Source organism: Phaeobacter sp. CAU 1743, from assembly GCF_039839315.1.
Taxonomy (GTDB): Bacteria; Pseudomonadota; Alphaproteobacteria; order Rhodobacterales; family Rhodobacteraceae; genus Phycobacter; species Phycobacter gallaeciensis_A.
This window is the reverse complement of record NZ_JBDOQR010000051.1, coordinates 1-14,669: the sequence shown is the minus strand read 5'-3', so window position 1 is coordinate 14,669 and position 14,669 is coordinate 1. Positions and strand designations below refer to the sequence as shown.

Here is a 14,669-nt window from a genome sequence, read left to right as displayed (position 1 = left end):
TCTCCACTAGTTACCCTTGTCAGGTCGCGTCCGTGGGTGGAGGGAGGTCTCAACCTGCGTCTGCGGCAGACCTTCCTTCATGAGCAGCGCCCGAATGTCATTTGTGTAGGTCACGATTTTTTCATAGCGCGAGCGAGCGCCCAACTCGTCGCCAGACATCGCCCAAAGTCCGCTGATTAAACCTCCGAGTAGGGCCGTGTTCCTAAGAAGGCTGAAGACTTTGCCCTTTTCGGAGCGGGACAGGCTTTCGATCTCGGCGCTCAGCGCGGAGAGCTTTCCTTCAAGATCCGCGACCTTGGCGTTCAGCCTGCCGATCTCGGCGCGCAGGGCTTGCTCCGTTTCGGAACTGACATCTTCCGGCTGCCGAATGTCCCCAAGCGTTTGCGCAATCGCGTTCATCAGTGCGGGCATGTCCTGCAAGGGGGAAAACGCCTCGGGCAGGGCATTGGCGCCGGTGTCTGCGTGATACTGCTCAATCGCGCCAGAGATCTGCACAGCCAGCCCCTGCAGACTTGCTGTTGCAATGATGCGGTTCTGGATCAGGGGGCGGAGGTCATTGGGTTCATAGGCGGGGAAGCGTGGTTCCTGCGGGCGCTGCGCTGCGAACTCGCCCTTGATCCGCTCGATCTCTTCGGCGACCGCTTCGGGGCCTTGCTCCCAGATCTTTTCATCGATCAGGACAACGCGGCCTTGGAGCTCCCAATCTAAGGGCTGCCCCGCCAACATACCGCGATACCAGTCGCACCAGAAGGACCAGGACGGATGGTGGTCGAACCGCGAAAGAAAAGCGTTCCAAGAAGATATCAAGGCAGACGAGGCGGTCGTATCAGGCCATAGCGCGTGCCTGAATACTGTTTTGACTAGTACCGACCGATCATTTTCGGGGCGCTTCCCGAACGAACCCGTGCCGAAAGTTCCCGTGCCAAATCCAGTATTATTGGAGCGGGGAAGGAGATCGGTATCGCCAACAGCTGCCAGACGAGTTGTTTGAGATGCGCTCGTTGTTGAGACTGCAAAATGCGCAGCGGTGTGTGCTGCTGCATGTGCCGAATTCGCGATGCTTTCGATTACTTGACCTCTTTTCAAAGCATCGGAGCAGCTGTCTGCCGACGAAAGCGCCCCAAACTCCATGATGCTCTCACCCAAACTGGCTGCCGATTTTGTCGCGCTTTGTGCCCTATCGGCAAATTTCAAGCAATGAAATATGACTTCTGTGAAAGTGCTTATTGAGCGGTGAGTACTCACCACGGCGGCGGTCAATGCAGAACGCAGACAGGACAGAAGAAAGGTTTTCGCCTCTGCGCTTTGGGTAAAGTCGTGAGGTTCTATCATCACAGCGGGCAGACTGCGCAGGGCCGCGCGGGCGGCGATGGCGGCGTGGACCTGCCGGTCCTGTGTTTCAAGCCACTCTTTCAACTGCTCTTCGTTCTCAATCTGCGGCAATTACGCCTCTCCTGCCATGCACCCTTAAAAATATCGCTGGGTGGCGTCACGCGCGCGCTTGACCAAACTTAGAATCCGCACCATATCCCCAGACCATGACAGAGCTCTCAAAGATCCGCAATTTCTCCATCGTCGCCCATATCGACCATGGCAAATCCACCCTCGCTGACCGGCTCATCCAGGAGACCGGGACCGTCGAGACGCGCGATATGAAAGAGCAGCTTCTGGACGCGATGGATATCGAGCGCGAGCGCGGCATCACCATCAAGGCCAACACGGTCCGGATCGACTACAAGGCCGACGATGGCGAGACCTATGTTCTCAACCTCATCGACACCCCCGGTCACGTCGACTTTGCTTATGAAGTCTCCCGCTCCATGCGCGCGGTTGAAGGCTCGCTGCTGGTTGTTGACAGCACCCAAGGGGTCGAGGCGCAGACGCTGGCCAATGTCTATCAGGCGATCGACGCGGATCACGAGATCGTCCCGGTGCTGAACAAGATCGACCTGCCCGCATCTGATTGCGATCGCGTGGCTGAGCAGATCGAGGATGTGATTGGCATCGACGCAAGCGAAGCCATTCAGGTCTCGGCCAAGACCGGGCAGGGCATTCACGAAACGCTGGAAGCGATCGTACAGCATCTGCCCGCTCCCGCAGGCACCCGCGATGCGCCGCTCAAAGCCATGCTGGTGGACAGCTGGTACGACGCTTACCTGGGCGTGATCGTGCTGGTGCGCATCATGGACGGCGTCCTGAAGAAAGGAATGCGGGTCAAGTTCATGTCGAACGACACCCTGCACCATGTGGACCGGATCGGCGTCTTCCGCCCTGCCATGCAGGTGGTGGATGAACTCGGCCCGGGCGAGATCGGCTTCCTGACGGCATCAATCAAGCAGGTGCGCGACACCCGCGTCGGCGACACCATCACCAATGACCGGAACGGCTGCGAGGTGGCTCTGCCGGGCTTCAAACCGGCGCAGCCGGTGGTGTTCTGCGGTCTCTTCCCGGTGGACAGCGCCGAATTCGAAGACCTGCGCGACGCCATCGACAAGCTGGCTCTCAACGACGCCTCCTTCAGCTTTGAGATGGAGACCTCGGCGGCGCTGGGCTTTGGTTTCCGCTGCGGTTTCCTGGGCCTGTTGCACCTTGAGGTGATCCGCGACCGGATCGAGCGGGAATACAATATCGAGCTGATCACCACGGCGCCGTCGGTGATCTATCACGTCTACATGAAGGACGGCGAGAAGATCGACCTGCACAACCCGGCCGACATGCCCGACATGTCCAAGGTGGATCACATCGAGGAACCGCGGATCAAAGCGACGATCCTTGTGCCGGATGAATACCTCGGCGATGTGCTGAAACTCTGCCAGGACCGCCGCGGCATTCAGGAAGACCTGACCTATGCCGGCACCCGCGCCATGGTGGTCTACGATCTGCCGTTGAACGAGGTGGTCTTTGACTTCTACGACCGGCTGAAATCGGTGACCAAGGGCTATGCCTCCTTCGACTATCACCTGACCGGCTACCGCGAGGACAACCTGGTGAAGATGTCGGTGCTGGTGAATGACGAGCCGGTGGATGCGCTGTCGATGATGGTGCACCGGGACCGCGCCGAGATGCGCGGTCGTGCCATGTGCGAAAAGCTGAAGGACCTGATCCCGCGCCACATGTTCAAGATCCCGATCCAGGCGGCCATTGGCGGCAAGGTGATCGCGCGCGAAACCCTGTCGGCGCTGCGCAAGGACGTGACCGCGAAATGCTATGGCGGCGACGCCTCGCGCAAACGCAAGCTGCTGGATAAGCAGAAAGCGGGTAAGAAGAAGATGCGCCAGTTCGGCAAGGTCGACATCCCGCAGGAAGCCTTCATCTCGGCATTGAAAATGGATAGCTGAGGCCGTCTGGCGAAAAATTCGTGTAGATCAAGGGCGCCATTCCTTTAGCGGGAGTGGCGCCTTTTTGTTCCTGGGGTAACTGCGCGGTCGGCCGCTGTGGTCTGACGGACGGGGAAATGGGCCGACAGGGCGCCGAATTACCCGGCAGGTACTTGTGACGGCATGCATCCCGCACTGGGCCGGATCAGACCCAAGCAGCGTTCGTAGGTGAGGAAAAGTGGCGGGACCACCAGGCAACCGTGCGGTTTTGATTCCCGAGGACCTGTATGTACAGGTGGGCGCCAGGTAAACGGACCAGGATCCGAACAGAGCCAGCTCCCTCGGAATTGCTTAAGGCCACTGGAATGCTACCTGTCACAAGAAGGGCAGAACCCGCCACGGCCCTAGGTAGTGTGCGGGCGCTGCGGCGGCAAGGGGCAAGTGGTAAGAGTTTTTGCCTTTGCTGTCCTCGGGCTTGCATTTTGTTCCTGAATTGTTCACTTCTGGTGCCATGGTGGATGAGGATGATCTGGAGCGGTTTCAGCCTGGTCAGCGGCTGGCGCGCGGGGTGGCGCGGTATTTGCGCTCGCTTGGCTTTGTCTCGGTCGAGGAATTCGTGCCCACACGCGGCCTGCGCGTTGATCTGATGGCGCTGGGACCCAAGGGCGAGCTTTGGGTGATCGAATGCAAATCCAGCCGCGCCGATTTCCAGTCAGACAGCAAATGGCAGGGCTATCTGGAATGGTGTGACCGCTACTTCTGGGCGGTGGACACGGATTTTCCGGTGGAGATCCTGCCGGATGAGACCGGGCTGATCGTCGCCGATGCCTATTATGGCGAGATTGTGCGCATGGGGCCGGAAGAGAAGTTGGCCGCAGCCCGGCGCAAGAAGATGACGCACAAGCTGGCGATGGACGCCGCGCGGCGGCTGCAGGCCCTGCGCGATCCGCGGTTCGGGCAGCAAGGGGTTTTGACAGGGGACGGCGACAGTGCCGCCGACGGAGCCGATAACAACTCGGCCTAGAGGCAGCTGTTAGGGCAGGGGAGCACTCCCACGCCCGCAAGACCCCGGCTGTGCGGAGCGTCTTTGGTAGCCTTGAGCCCGGCACCGCCCGGGGCGGTGCAAGTGGGTCAAAAGGCGCCAGTGCATGTCGGAATCAGCCGCTGACGGCGCGGGCTGCCTGGGCGGCGGCGCGGATTTCGTCGGCGATTTCCTCGGCTTCCTCGGGGTCGAAATCCATCGGGATCTCAATATCGCCGGCTTCAATGAAAATGCGCACCATGCCGATATCGGTCGGACCGATCTGCATGTTCGCTTCGATATCGCGTTCGCTGTTGATGCCCATCGTGACCTCCTGTGGGTGACCTTCTGCGGCGCATAAACGGCCTGAGGCATCCTGCTAGCCCGGAGCCTGTTGAAAGGCAAGCGGGCATCGTGGTCAGATAAGCCATGGAAAAAGTGACTTTGCGCCGATTCGAAGCCGAGGACAGCCCCTGGCTGGTGGAGCGGCACCAGACCCTTTACACGCAGGACGAAGGGTTCGACGACACATTTGGCCCGCTGGTGGCCGAGATCCTGCGGGATTTCTGCGCGGATCATGATCCGGAAAGGGAACGCGGCTGGATCGCAGAGGAAAACGGCCAGCGGCTTGGCTCGATCTTCTGCGTCCGGCTGAGCGATACCACCGCCAAGCTGCGCCTGTTCCTGCTGACGCCCGAGGCGCGCGGCAAGGGCATCGGCAAGCGCCTGCTGACCCAATGCATGCAGTTCGCGCGTGATGCGGGCTATCAGGATATGACGCTCTGGACCCATGAAAGCCACGAAGCGGCCTGCGCGCTTTATGCTGCATTCGGCTGGGAACTGGCCGACAGCAAACCGGTTCATTCCTTCGGACAGGATTTGATCGAACAAAGCTGGAAAACTGTGCTTTAACCCCCTTGCGCTCGGTATGTACCTAGGCTAAATCGCCCCCCAGTGCCGCCTTAGCTCAGTTGGTTAGAGCGCTGGATTGTGGATCCAGAGGTCCCCTGTTCAAGCCAGGGAGGCGGTACCATTCTCTCCCTTTTCCACATAACGCATTGATTGCGATCGGTTAGTTCGCATGCATGGGCGCGCCCAAGCACCTGTAGGCGCTACAAGGGCTTGGCGGCAGCAGCTCACCCGCATGCCATGCAGGTGAGCGTTGGTCTGATCCATCTGAACCCGTTGCAGCACTGCTGTGGCTCGCCTGACCGGTACGGGCGCGGTTATTCGCCCGTGGTCGTGGTGGTTGTCGTCGTGGTGGTGCCGGTTTCGTCATCACCGGTCACGACCAGAAGAATCACACTGCTCAGAATCACTCCGGCTGCGGCGGTGGGGCTTAGCCCGGTACCCTGCATCGCTTCGGGCAGCGTTTCGCTAACCGCTTGAGAGTTGGAGGCGCGGCAGGTGACCTTGAGAAGCCCACCCGGCAGGTATTGTGCGGAGACCGGAACCCCTGCACCACATGCGGCGCGGCTCTTTGCTTCGTTGAGGGCTGCGCTTGCGCCCTGGGCTGCAAGCGGTCCGGGGGCGGTAAAAAGAATCAGGGCGGCTAGGGCGGTCAGAGAGCGGGGGGAAAACATTGAAGCCTCCGAAAAATCATTACGATACTCGCCCAACAGCTTACAGACCTATGCCGCGCTTGCAACGACGGCGCGGGAATGGGACAGTTTCAACATGATTTCTGCCGATGGCCCGTTTGCGGGGCCACTGCTGCTCTGGTGGCTGGGGCATGGTGTATTGGTATTCGAGGGTTGAGTGAGATGACGCAAAGTTTCCTAAGCAGATGTGCGGCGGCGTCCGCAGTGATGGCCCTGACGGCGGGGCCGGTTCTGGCGCAGTCAGCGCCGGTTCTTTATACGGTCATCGTTCCGGCGGGCGAATTCGGCTCGGCGGCGTTCCTGCGTCAGTTGGTGACGAGCCTCTCCGCCGCCAAGGCCTTTTGCGCTGATATCGATGCTGCGGAATACCGGGTGGATTGCCTTGCGGAGCGTTTGGAAAGCGTTTCGACCGAAATCCCCGAAGATTCGGATTACGAGGAGGTCCGCCAGGTTCTGCGGGACACCGCGCGGGATATTCACCGTCTGACCCGCAAGAACCGGGATTGGAAGCAGGGGAATGCCTATGCGTCGCGCAAGGCGTCGCCCTCGGACCGGACCACGCGTCCGCTGACGCCGATCAATCCGGCACGGGCAGCGCAGGTCAATCAGCAGGCCAGCGCCATTTTGGATCAGGCGCAGACGGTCCTGTTGCGCAGCGCCGAAGCGGCAGAAGAGCGGCGTTCGCAATATGTGCAGATTGCCGAGGCGCTGGGATCGAACAAGGTGCTGCTGCGTTCCTGATGCAGACCGCCCGCCTTGCTGTGCCGGGGGGGGCTATTTCAGCTCGATTTCCTGCCGGACCGCACTGGTTTCGGGATCCAGAATCAGGATGCGCTGATCCCGGGTCACCACCGCCACCCAGCCGGTGCCAAAGGTGACAGCCTCGGCCGTCACGCCGTCGGGCAGGGTGATGCTTTCTGGAAGCGAGGGCCCGTCTGCAGACAGACGGATGACAAGCAGCGAGATTACCACTACAAGCCCGCCAATCATGACCACGGTCAGCGTGGTCACCAGTCGGCGCAGGAACTTCAGCTGCGGCGGCTCTTCTTGCAATTCGGGTTTGGAAGGATCTGTCATGGAGCGCCGCCGGATAGAATTCGTTATCGCGGAAAATCCGCCTAAACGGCTTGATAAAGCGGTTTCACGTGATGTGCCAGAGGAGGCAACCCTATCGCGGACCCGTCTGGCACGGCTGATTGACGAGGGCGCGCTGGCCGTTGACGGGCAGGTGGTGCGCGATCCCAAGGCGCGGGTCGAGGCAGGGGCGGTGATTGCGGTTACCGTCGAGGAAGCCAGTGACAGCCATATTGGCCCCGAGGATATCCCGCTGGATGTGGTGTTCGAGGATGACGACCTGATCGTCGTCAACAAACCGGCGGGCATGGTGGTGCATCCGGCGCCGGGCACGCCCTCCGGCACGCTGGTCAACGCGCTAATGCATCATTGCGGCGATAACCTCTCGGGTGTCGGTGGGGTGAAGCGCCCCGGTATCGTGCATCGCATCGACAAGGAAACCTCGGGTCTTCTGGTGGTGGCGAAATCCGATGTTGCGCATCAGGGGCTTGCGGCGCAGTTCGAACGTCACACGGTCGAACGCTATTACCGTGCGGTCTGCTATGGTGTGCCTGATGCCAACGATCCCCGGCTGCGCGGTGTCAAAGGCGCCAGTTTCGAGACCGGCAACATCCTGAAGCTGACCACCCAACTGGCTCGCCACAAGACAGACCGACAGCGTCAGGCGGTGCTGTTTCAGGGCGGTCGCCACGCGGTGACCCGTGCGCGCATCGTGGAGCCTTTTGGCAATCCGCCGGTGGCGGCGCTGATCGAATGCTGGCTGGAAACCGGCCGGACCCATCAGATCCGGGTGCATATGGCCCATGCAGGTCATGGGCTGATCGGTGATCCGACCTATGGCGGCAAACGCAAGCTGCCGGTTAAGGCGCTGAGCGAAAAGGCGCTTGCGGCTGTTCAGGCCTTTCCGCGGCAGGCACTGCATGCGGCGGTTCTGGGCTTTACCCATCCGGTCAGCGGCGAAACGGTACGGTTCGAGGCGCCCTTGCCGCAGGATATGCAGGACCTTCTGGAGGCGCTGCGCGGCGCAAAAGGGTGAGCCATGGGCCGCCGATAGAGGCCTGTGATCAAGATTACAGACCGTGATCGCGGGTTCGGTATAAGGTGTGATTATCGGTAGGACTTGAAACGGAAGAACCTCTTCCCCATATTCGTCCTACAACAACGCTGATGTTAAGTCCTTAAACATTGGGAGGGACAGACCGAATGGCGAATTATGCAAACCTGCCTGCACCGACACCGGAAGGTGGCCTGAACCGTTATATGCAGGAAATCCGGAAGTTCCCGCTGCTGGAGCCGGAAGAAGAATACATGCTGGCCAAGCGGTGGGTCGAAGAGCAGGACACCAAGGCGGCGCATAAGATGGTCACCTCCCACCTGCGTCTGGCGGCCAAGATCGCCATGGGATACCGCGGTTACGGTCTGCCCCAAGCCGAGGTGATCTCGGAGGCGAACGTTGGTCTGATGCAGGCGGTGAAACGCTTTGATCCTGAAAAAGGTTTCCGTCTGGCGACCTATGCCATGTGGTGGATCCGCGCCTCGATCCAGGAGTATATCCTGCGGTCCTGGAGCCTTGTGAAACTGGGCACCACCTCGGGCCAGAAGAAACTGTTCTTCAACCTGCGCAAGGCCAAGGCCCGCATCGGCGCCTTGGAAGAGGGCGATCTGCGTCCGGAAAACGTTAAGAAGATCGCGACCGATCTGGGCGTGACCGAAGCCGAAGTCATCTCGATGAACCGCCGCATGTCCGGTGGCGACGCGTCGCTCAATGCCACTGTCGGCAGCGAGGGCGAGGGCACCATGCAGTGGCAGGACTGGCTGGAAGACGAAGATGCCGACCAGGCGGGCGATTACGAGGCACGGGACGAGCTGGAAGCGCGCCGCGAGCTGCTGGCGCAGGCGCTGGATGTGCTGAATGACCGGGAAAAGGATATCCTGACCCAGCGCCGTCTTGCGGACAAACCGGTGACTCTGGAAGAGCTGAGCACCCAGTATGACGTCAGCCGCGAACGTATCCGCCAGATCGAAGTGCGCGCGTTTGAGAAGCTGCAGAACAAGATGCGCGCTCTGGCTTCGGAAAAGGGCATGCTGACCAGCGCCTGAAGACAGGCCGTGAATGAATGGCCAGGAAATGCGAAAAGGGTTGCCCGCCGGGCAGCCCTTTTTTGTTATGCCACGCATTGGCCTGCCGACCAGATAGCGTTCAATGTCAATTGTCCTGTGCCGTCTCTACGGTGCCCTCAGATCGACCGGAGGTAATATCCGATAGCCTCCGCCAATTCGGTTTCTTCATAGCCAAAGTGGGAGCGTATGATCTCTTCCAGTTTTCGGAATATGGCGGCGGCCTGAGCGAGATTTGCATCGCTTGGATCTTCCGCCAGGGTGCGCGCTGCATGACTAAGGCGGATGATCAACTCATGAACCACCTCGTGTTCGGCCTTCAATTTGGCGATGACTTCACGGAACTTTCCTCCGCCCGCGGCCTCGATCCGGGGGAACATGTCAGCGCCTTCGATGTCGTGGTGCAACTTGAGCACCCGGCATTCGTGCCCGCAAAGCGATCCGAAGGCCCGGAGGTTCTCTGCCATGTCGAGTGAAAGGACGATCTGCTGCAGGTGCTCAGGCGGAGTGTCGCCAGCTTCGATCCGCGCCAGGACCGCAGCGATTTGCGCCATCTCCATCAGATAGTGACGGTGGATTGCCGCCAGTTGTCGCCCTTGGTGACGGTGTGCGTCCGTTGCTTCCGGCACCGGCGGTGCTTTGGGGCGGGCAGCCTCGTCGAGGCTGAGCTCATCCAGAGTTTGGGTTGAAAGATCGGTCATGATGGACATGAAAAGCCTTGCTCAGGCTAATTCAAGGACGTCTGCTTTTTGGTTCAGGGCAGCCGTTAATGTTGCGACGGTGTGGGAATAGACTGATGCATCTGGGGCAAAACGCGCAAGCTTTGGACAAGTGCATGCCTGTAGCGTTCAGGCATAGGCCGGTCAGCGAAAGGCTGGCGCGGTGGCTGGCAAGCTGAAAGACCTTTTGGGGGCGACCTGATCAACGGCTGGCGAAAGGCTGGCAAGGATGATCGAGCTGCGCTGGCGAAGTGCTGGCGTTGTGTGGCTGGCTGGAAATCAGGGGGCTGGCGATGCTGGCTGTCTGGCTGGGACCCGGTAGGGTGTCCTCGCTGGAGTGCTAGCTTTGCGTGCTGCCTTTGATTCTGGCTTGCTGCAGATCTTGAAACCTCGATAGGCAATAGCGAAGGGTGGGTCAAGAAAAATGTGTAAATTCAAATACTTGATTAGTTTTGTCGGGATTTGACCGCGGGTGCGCTGGCAGGCTGAATCCGCGAGATAGATCTGCAGGCTAGAACGGGAAACGCCGCCCCGGCGAGGGGGCGGCGCGATGCAAAGTTGTCTTTTTCCGGCGCAGCGGTGGATCAGTCCAGCCGGGCCCGGATCACCCGTAGCATGTTTTCCCCGGCGACCTTGCGGATCTGTTCGGGCGTCAGACCCGCCTGCAGCATGGCATGGGTGAGGGCGGCAAGTTCCGAGGTGTCGAATGTGGTCTCGACCGAGCCGTCGAAATCCGACCCCAGCGCGACGTGATCCGCGCCAACGACCTCAATCCCGGCCTTCACCGCGGCGGCGACGCCCGCAGGGCTGTCATCGCAGATCGCATCCTTCCAGTAGCCGATACCGATGACGCCGCCCTTGGCTGCGATTTCCCGCATCAGATCGTCCTGGAAATTCCGTTTGACCGGGCAGGCCTTGTGAATGCCGCCATGGGAGACGACCAGTGGAATATCGGTCATTTCAAGAACATCCCGCGCCACCTGCGGGCTGGAATGGGCGAGATCGAGGATCAGCCCCCGGTCCACCACGGCTTGTACAACCGAGCGTCCGAAATCGGTCAGCCCGGCATTGCTGGCGCCATGCAGCGATCCGCCGAGTGCATTGTCGAAAAAGTGCTGCAGGGCCACCAGCCGGTACCCGGCATCCTGCAAGCCCTGGAGGTTGTCGAGGTTGCCTTCCAGCGGATGCGCGCCTTCGATACCAAGGATCCCGCCGACCACGGCCTTCCCTGACAGTTTGCGTTCCAGCAGCGCATCAAGGTCGGCTTCGGATTTGATGATGTGCAGCTTTCCGTCCGACTTTTCTTCAAACCCGTGCAGTTTTTCCGCCTGATAGACGGCGCGCTCGTAAAGCGAGCCCCAGGTGCGGATCGGCCACATCTGCGCCACTGCCAGAAGGGTGATATTGTCCATCGCGTCGGTTTCATTGTGGTCATAGTTCTGACCGGCGGGGGATTTGGTGACGGCGGTGAAAACCTGCAAGGCCACGTTGCCTTCGATCAGGCGGGGGATGTCGACCTGACCCCGGTTGCCACGCTTTGTGAGGTCGCGTTTCCACAGCAGGGGATCGGCATGCAGATCGCCGATCAGCAGAGTCTTGTGCAGCTCGGCCGCCTCGTCGCTGACGGGGTAGGGATCGTGCTCGGCCACTACGTTGCGGCCATTTTCGATATAGCCCGGCACAAAGATCAGTACGCCGACCACCACCATGACCAGCAGGACCACCAGCCGTCCCAGCCATTTTGCAAGTTTTCGCATTTAATACCCTCCCCAAAATCTGCTCAAAGAAACTGCTGGCAGGCTACTGCGGTCCGGGCAGGGCGCAAGGAAAACGTCGGGGAAGCGCTGCTGCTTGCCCCGCGCGGTCTGGGCGCCTAGGCTGCGGGTCTTCGCATCAGGACGCAGGAGGGCGTGATATGGCAGGCGGATGGGCGCGCGACGGCGCGGTGAGCGAGCAGATCGAAGCCTCGATCAGTGATGAGCTGGCGCGGATGAAGGCGCAGCAACAGCCCGTGGGCGAAAGCCTGACCCATTGCGCGGATTGCGAAGAAGATATCCCCGAAAAACGCCGCCTGGCCCGCCCGGGTGTGAAGCTATGCATCGATTGTCAGGAAGAGCGCGACGGAGCGAAAGCGCAGCGCGGCGGCATCAACCGGCGCGGATCGAAGGACAGTCAGTTGAAGTAAGGGAAGAGGGGGCGTTTTGAGGCCCTCATGCCCCTGCGTGGCAGGGGCAGCGCACGACCCGCCCCCACGGGGAGGGCGCTTCTCGCCCACCCCTCGGGTCATGCGCAGGGTTTCGCGTGAAGGATCCAGTCCTCCATCGCCTCCAGCTCGTCGATCATGCCAGAGATCATCGACAGGCCCTTGTCCCAGAACTTGGGGTCTGAGGCATCAAGGCCGAAGGGCGCCAGAAGCTCCTTGTGGTGCTTGGAACCGCCCGCCTTCAGCATGTCGAAATACTTCTCCTGGAAGCCCTCGGGGTTTTCCTCGTAGACCGAGTAGAGCGCGTTCACCAGCCCGTCGCCGAATGCATAGGCATAGACGTAGAAGGGCGAGTGGACGAAATGCGGGATATAGGCCCAGAAGGTTTCATAGCCTTCCATGAAATCAAAGGCTTCGCCCAAGGATTCAGCCTGCACCGACATCCAGAGCGCGTTAATGTCATCGGGCGTCAGTTCTCCGCCGCGGCGCGCCTCGTGCAGTTTGCACTCAAAATCATAAAAGGCGATCTGGCGCACGACCGTGTTGATCATGTCCTCGACCTTGCCCGCCAGCAGCACGCGGCGTTCATTCTGGTCCTTGGCCTTTTCCAGCATCTTGCGGAAGGTCAGCATCTCGCCGAACACGGACGCGGTTTCCGCCAAGGTCAGCGGGGTGGAGGAGAGCATTTCGCCCTGACCGGCGGCCAGCACCTGATGCACGCCATGGCCCAGCTCATGCGCGAGGGTCATCACATCGCGCGGTTTGCCAAGGTAGTTCAGCATCACATAGGGGTGCACATCGGTGACAGTGGGGTGGGCAAAGGCGCCCGGCGCCTTGCCGGGTTTCACGCCCGCATCGATCCAGCCCTTGTTGAAGAAGGGATCGGCGATTTCGGCCATGCGCGGATCAAAGGCGCCGTAGGCTTCCATCACGATGTCGCGGGCCTCGTCCCAGCCGACGGTGCGGGAGACTTCCATCGGCAGCGGCGCGTTGCGGTCCCAGACCTCCATACGGTCAAGACCCAGCCATTTGCGCTTCAGCTCGTAATAGCGGTGCGACAGCTTGGGGTAGGCGGCTACGACGGCTTCGCGCAGGGCCTCGACCACCTCGGGTTCGACATCATTGGCCAGATGGCGGCCCATCTGCGCCGAGGGCATGCCGCGCCAGCGGTCGACGATTTCCTTTTCCTTGGCTTGCGTGTTGTGGACGCGGGCAAAGATCTTGATGTTCTCGGCAAAGACCCGCGCCAGTTCGCGTGCCGCGGCTTCGCGTTTGCTGCGGTCTTGGTCGGTCAGGAAGTTCAGCGTGCCTTCGATGTTCATCTCTTCGCCGTCTACGGTGAAGGTCAGACCGGCGATGGTTTCGTCAAACAGCTTCTCCCAGGCGTCGCCGACCACGCCCAGATCGTGCAGGAATTTTTCCAACTCATCCGACAGCTGGTACGGCTTCATCGCGCGGATGCGGCGGAAGACGGGTTCATAGCGTGCGAGATCCGCATTGGCGGCAAACAGCGCATTCAGCTTGTCATCTTCGATACGGTTGATCTCCAGCGTGAAGAAGACCAATGGCGTGGTGAAGACGGTGACCTTTTCCTGGCAATCCGACAGGAATTTGGCGCGGTCTGCATCGGTGGTCAGCTGGTAATAACGCAGGCCCGCATAGGACATCAGGCGCCCGGCGATGGCGTTGATTTTCTCGTTGCGCAGAACGCAGTCCAGCAGACCCGCCGCATCAAGATCGGCCAGCTTGCCTTCGTAATCGGCGGCAAAGGCGCTGCATTCCTGCTCCAGCCAATCCAGATCGCGTGCCAGTTCGGGGGCGTCATCAGCGGTGTAAAGATCGGTCAGATCCCATTCGGGCAGATTGCCGAAGGCGTCAGAGCCTCCACCGGCATTGGCGTCATGAACGGGGAAAGGCAGTTGAAACATGGGGCCTCCTTGAAGCGTCATGTGAAAAGATGAGGCACAGCCGCGCCGTGCCATTCGATTGACATCTAAGCAGCGGCGCGGGGGATCACAAGCGATCAGCGGCGCCGCCCATCAGCCGGGGGCGTTCAGCCCCGGTATTGGTCAAAGAGGGCGCACATGCGGTCAAAGGTGTGCTGGCGGATGGCTGGACCTTCCATCACCACCTCGTGCTGGGCGCCCTGAACCAGATCCAGCTCGCCGCCGGGCCAGCGCTGCATGCGGTCCTTGATGGCGTCGGTGTTTACGATCTGCTCGTCGCTGCCAAGGAAGGTGATGCAGGGTAGCGCCGGAGAGGGGCGCTGGGCCAGGGCGGCGCATTCCTGCAGTCCTTCGCTCAGCCAATGTACGGTTGGTCCGCCCAGCGTCAGATCCGGCTGGGCCTCCAGCTGTTCCTGCATGAACCGGTACATATCCGCGTCATTGGTCAGAGTGTTGCCTTCGTAGGGGGCGGATTGCACGTAATGCCCCTTGGTCGTGGTGGGCGCGCGCATTGCGCTGAAACCCAGATGTGGCGCCAAAGCGCCTAAGAGCCCGATTTGAAACTAATTGAGTGAGTTCAGGAGGTTGTGTTTCTGTTCGGGTACGACACTGAACGGAGACCACGATGGCCTGGACCGAACTCACCCGCAGCCAGCATGCCCGTGAGGGC

Annotated in this window: 15 protein-coding genes and 1 tRNA gene; 8 read left to right on the top strand and 8 right to left on the bottom strand. The window is 60.6% G+C overall.

All coding sequences use genetic code 11. The features are described from left to right. Window positions 1-6: 6 nt before the first annotated feature. Window positions 7-1,443, bottom strand: coding sequence for a hypothetical protein (locus tag AAFO90_RS17740; RefSeq protein ID WP_347510218.1), 1,437 nt, complete (start codon window positions 1,441-1,443; stop codon window positions 7-9). Between the two features lie 95 nt (window positions 1,444-1,538). Here AAFO90_RS17740 and lepA point away from each other — a divergent pair, with 95 nt between their 5' ends. Both lepA and AAFO90_RS17730 read left to right on the top strand, forming a co-directional pair. Continuing rightward, on the top strand, window positions 1,539-3,338 hold the full coding sequence (lepA, locus tag AAFO90_RS17735) for a translation elongation factor 4 (RefSeq protein ID WP_347510217.1): 1,800 nt from the start codon (window positions 1,539-1,541) through the stop codon (window positions 3,336-3,338). A 490-nt stretch (window positions 3,339-3,828) separates the two neighbouring features. Further along, window positions 3,829-4,341 (top strand): MmcB family DNA repair protein, encoded by a 513-nt coding sequence (locus AAFO90_RS17730; protein ID WP_347510231.1) that lies wholly within the window; start codon window positions 3,829-3,831, stop codon window positions 4,339-4,341. Between the two features lie 133 nt (window positions 4,342-4,474). Here AAFO90_RS17730 and AAFO90_RS17725 read toward each other — a convergent pair whose 3' ends face one another. Next, entirely contained in the window at window positions 4,475-4,663 is a 189-nt protein-coding gene (locus AAFO90_RS17725) for a DUF6324 family protein (RefSeq protein WP_347510216.1), read from the bottom strand. 104 nt (window positions 4,664-4,767) lie between these two features. On the opposite strand from AAFO90_RS17725, the gene AAFO90_RS17720 reads away from it, so the two are divergent. Both AAFO90_RS17720 and AAFO90_RS17715 read left to right on the top strand, forming a co-directional pair. Then, window positions 4,768-5,250, top strand: a complete 483-nt coding sequence (locus AAFO90_RS17720) for a GNAT family N-acetyltransferase (RefSeq protein ID WP_065272967.1) — start codon at window positions 4,768-4,770, stop codon at window positions 5,248-5,250. Window positions 5,251-5,294: 44 nt separating this feature from the next. Then, window positions 5,295-5,371 (top strand) — tRNA-His (locus tag AAFO90_RS17715). A gap of 193 nt (window positions 5,372-5,564) precedes the next feature. Here AAFO90_RS17715 and AAFO90_RS17710 read toward each other — a convergent pair. Next, window positions 5,565-5,921 (bottom strand): hypothetical protein, encoded by a 357-nt coding sequence (locus AAFO90_RS17710; RefSeq protein ID WP_274835013.1) that lies wholly within the window; start codon window positions 5,919-5,921, stop codon window positions 5,565-5,567. 225 nt (window positions 5,922-6,146) lie between these two features. On the opposite strand from AAFO90_RS17710, the gene AAFO90_RS17705 reads away from it, so the two are divergent. Continuing rightward, window positions 6,147-6,680 (top strand): hypothetical protein, encoded by a 534-nt coding sequence (locus AAFO90_RS17705; RefSeq protein WP_347510215.1) that lies wholly within the window; start codon window positions 6,147-6,149, stop codon window positions 6,678-6,680. Between the two features lie 33 nt (window positions 6,681-6,713). Here the strand turns inward: AAFO90_RS17705 and AAFO90_RS17700 are convergent, their stop codons facing one another. Continuing rightward, window positions 6,714-7,016, bottom strand: a complete 303-nt coding sequence (locus tag AAFO90_RS17700) for a DUF6476 family protein (protein ID WP_274830087.1) — start codon at window positions 7,014-7,016, stop codon at window positions 6,714-6,716. Here AAFO90_RS17700 and AAFO90_RS17695 point away from each other — a divergent pair. Both AAFO90_RS17695 and rpoH read left to right on the top strand, forming a co-directional pair. Next, complete coding sequence (locus AAFO90_RS17695; RefSeq protein ID WP_347510214.1) at window positions 7,015-8,049, top strand: RluA family pseudouridine synthase; 1,035 nt, start codon at window positions 7,015-7,017, stop codon at window positions 8,047-8,049. The two genes, AAFO90_RS17700 and AAFO90_RS17695, sit on opposite strands and share 2 nt — an antisense overlap. A gap of 167 nt (window positions 8,050-8,216) precedes the next feature. Next, window positions 8,217-9,113, top strand: a complete 897-nt coding sequence (gene rpoH, locus AAFO90_RS17690) for an RNA polymerase sigma factor RpoH (protein WP_065272972.1) — start codon at window positions 8,217-8,219, stop codon at window positions 9,111-9,113. Between the two features lie 137 nt (window positions 9,114-9,250). On the opposite strand, the gene AAFO90_RS17685 is transcribed toward rpoH, so the two are convergent. Both AAFO90_RS17685 and AAFO90_RS17680 read right to left on the bottom strand, forming a co-directional pair. Beyond that, window positions 9,251-9,841: a hemerythrin domain-containing protein gene (locus AAFO90_RS17685; RefSeq protein ID WP_347510213.1), complete on the bottom strand. Its 591-nt coding sequence runs from the start codon at window positions 9,839-9,841 to the stop codon at window positions 9,251-9,253. 593 nt (window positions 9,842-10,434) lie between these two features. Next, the gene (locus AAFO90_RS17680; RefSeq protein WP_347510212.1) at window positions 10,435-11,607 is read right to left on the bottom strand and encodes a membrane dipeptidase; all 1,173 of its coding nucleotides are present in this window, start codon (window positions 11,605-11,607) and stop codon (window positions 10,435-10,437) included. Between the two features lie 158 nt (window positions 11,608-11,765). Between AAFO90_RS17680 and AAFO90_RS17675 the strand changes: the two genes are divergently transcribed. Next, on the top strand, window positions 11,766-12,035 hold the full coding sequence (locus AAFO90_RS17675) for a DksA/TraR family C4-type zinc finger protein (RefSeq protein WP_347510211.1): 270 nt from the start codon (window positions 11,766-11,768) through the stop codon (window positions 12,033-12,035). 98 nt (window positions 12,036-12,133) lie between these two features. On the opposite strand, the gene AAFO90_RS17670 is transcribed toward AAFO90_RS17675, so the two are convergent. Together AAFO90_RS17670 and AAFO90_RS17665 are read right to left on the bottom strand one after the other, a co-directional pair. After that, a complete protein-coding gene (locus AAFO90_RS17670) occupies window positions 12,134-13,981 on the bottom strand; it encodes a M3 family oligoendopeptidase (RefSeq protein WP_347510210.1) in 1,848 nt (615 codons plus the stop codon). A 125-nt stretch (window positions 13,982-14,106) separates the two neighbouring features. Next, window positions 14,107-14,511 (bottom strand): hypothetical protein, encoded by a 405-nt coding sequence (locus AAFO90_RS17665; protein WP_347510209.1) that lies wholly within the window; start codon window positions 14,509-14,511, stop codon window positions 14,107-14,109. Window positions 14,512-14,669: the final 158 nt, after the last annotated feature.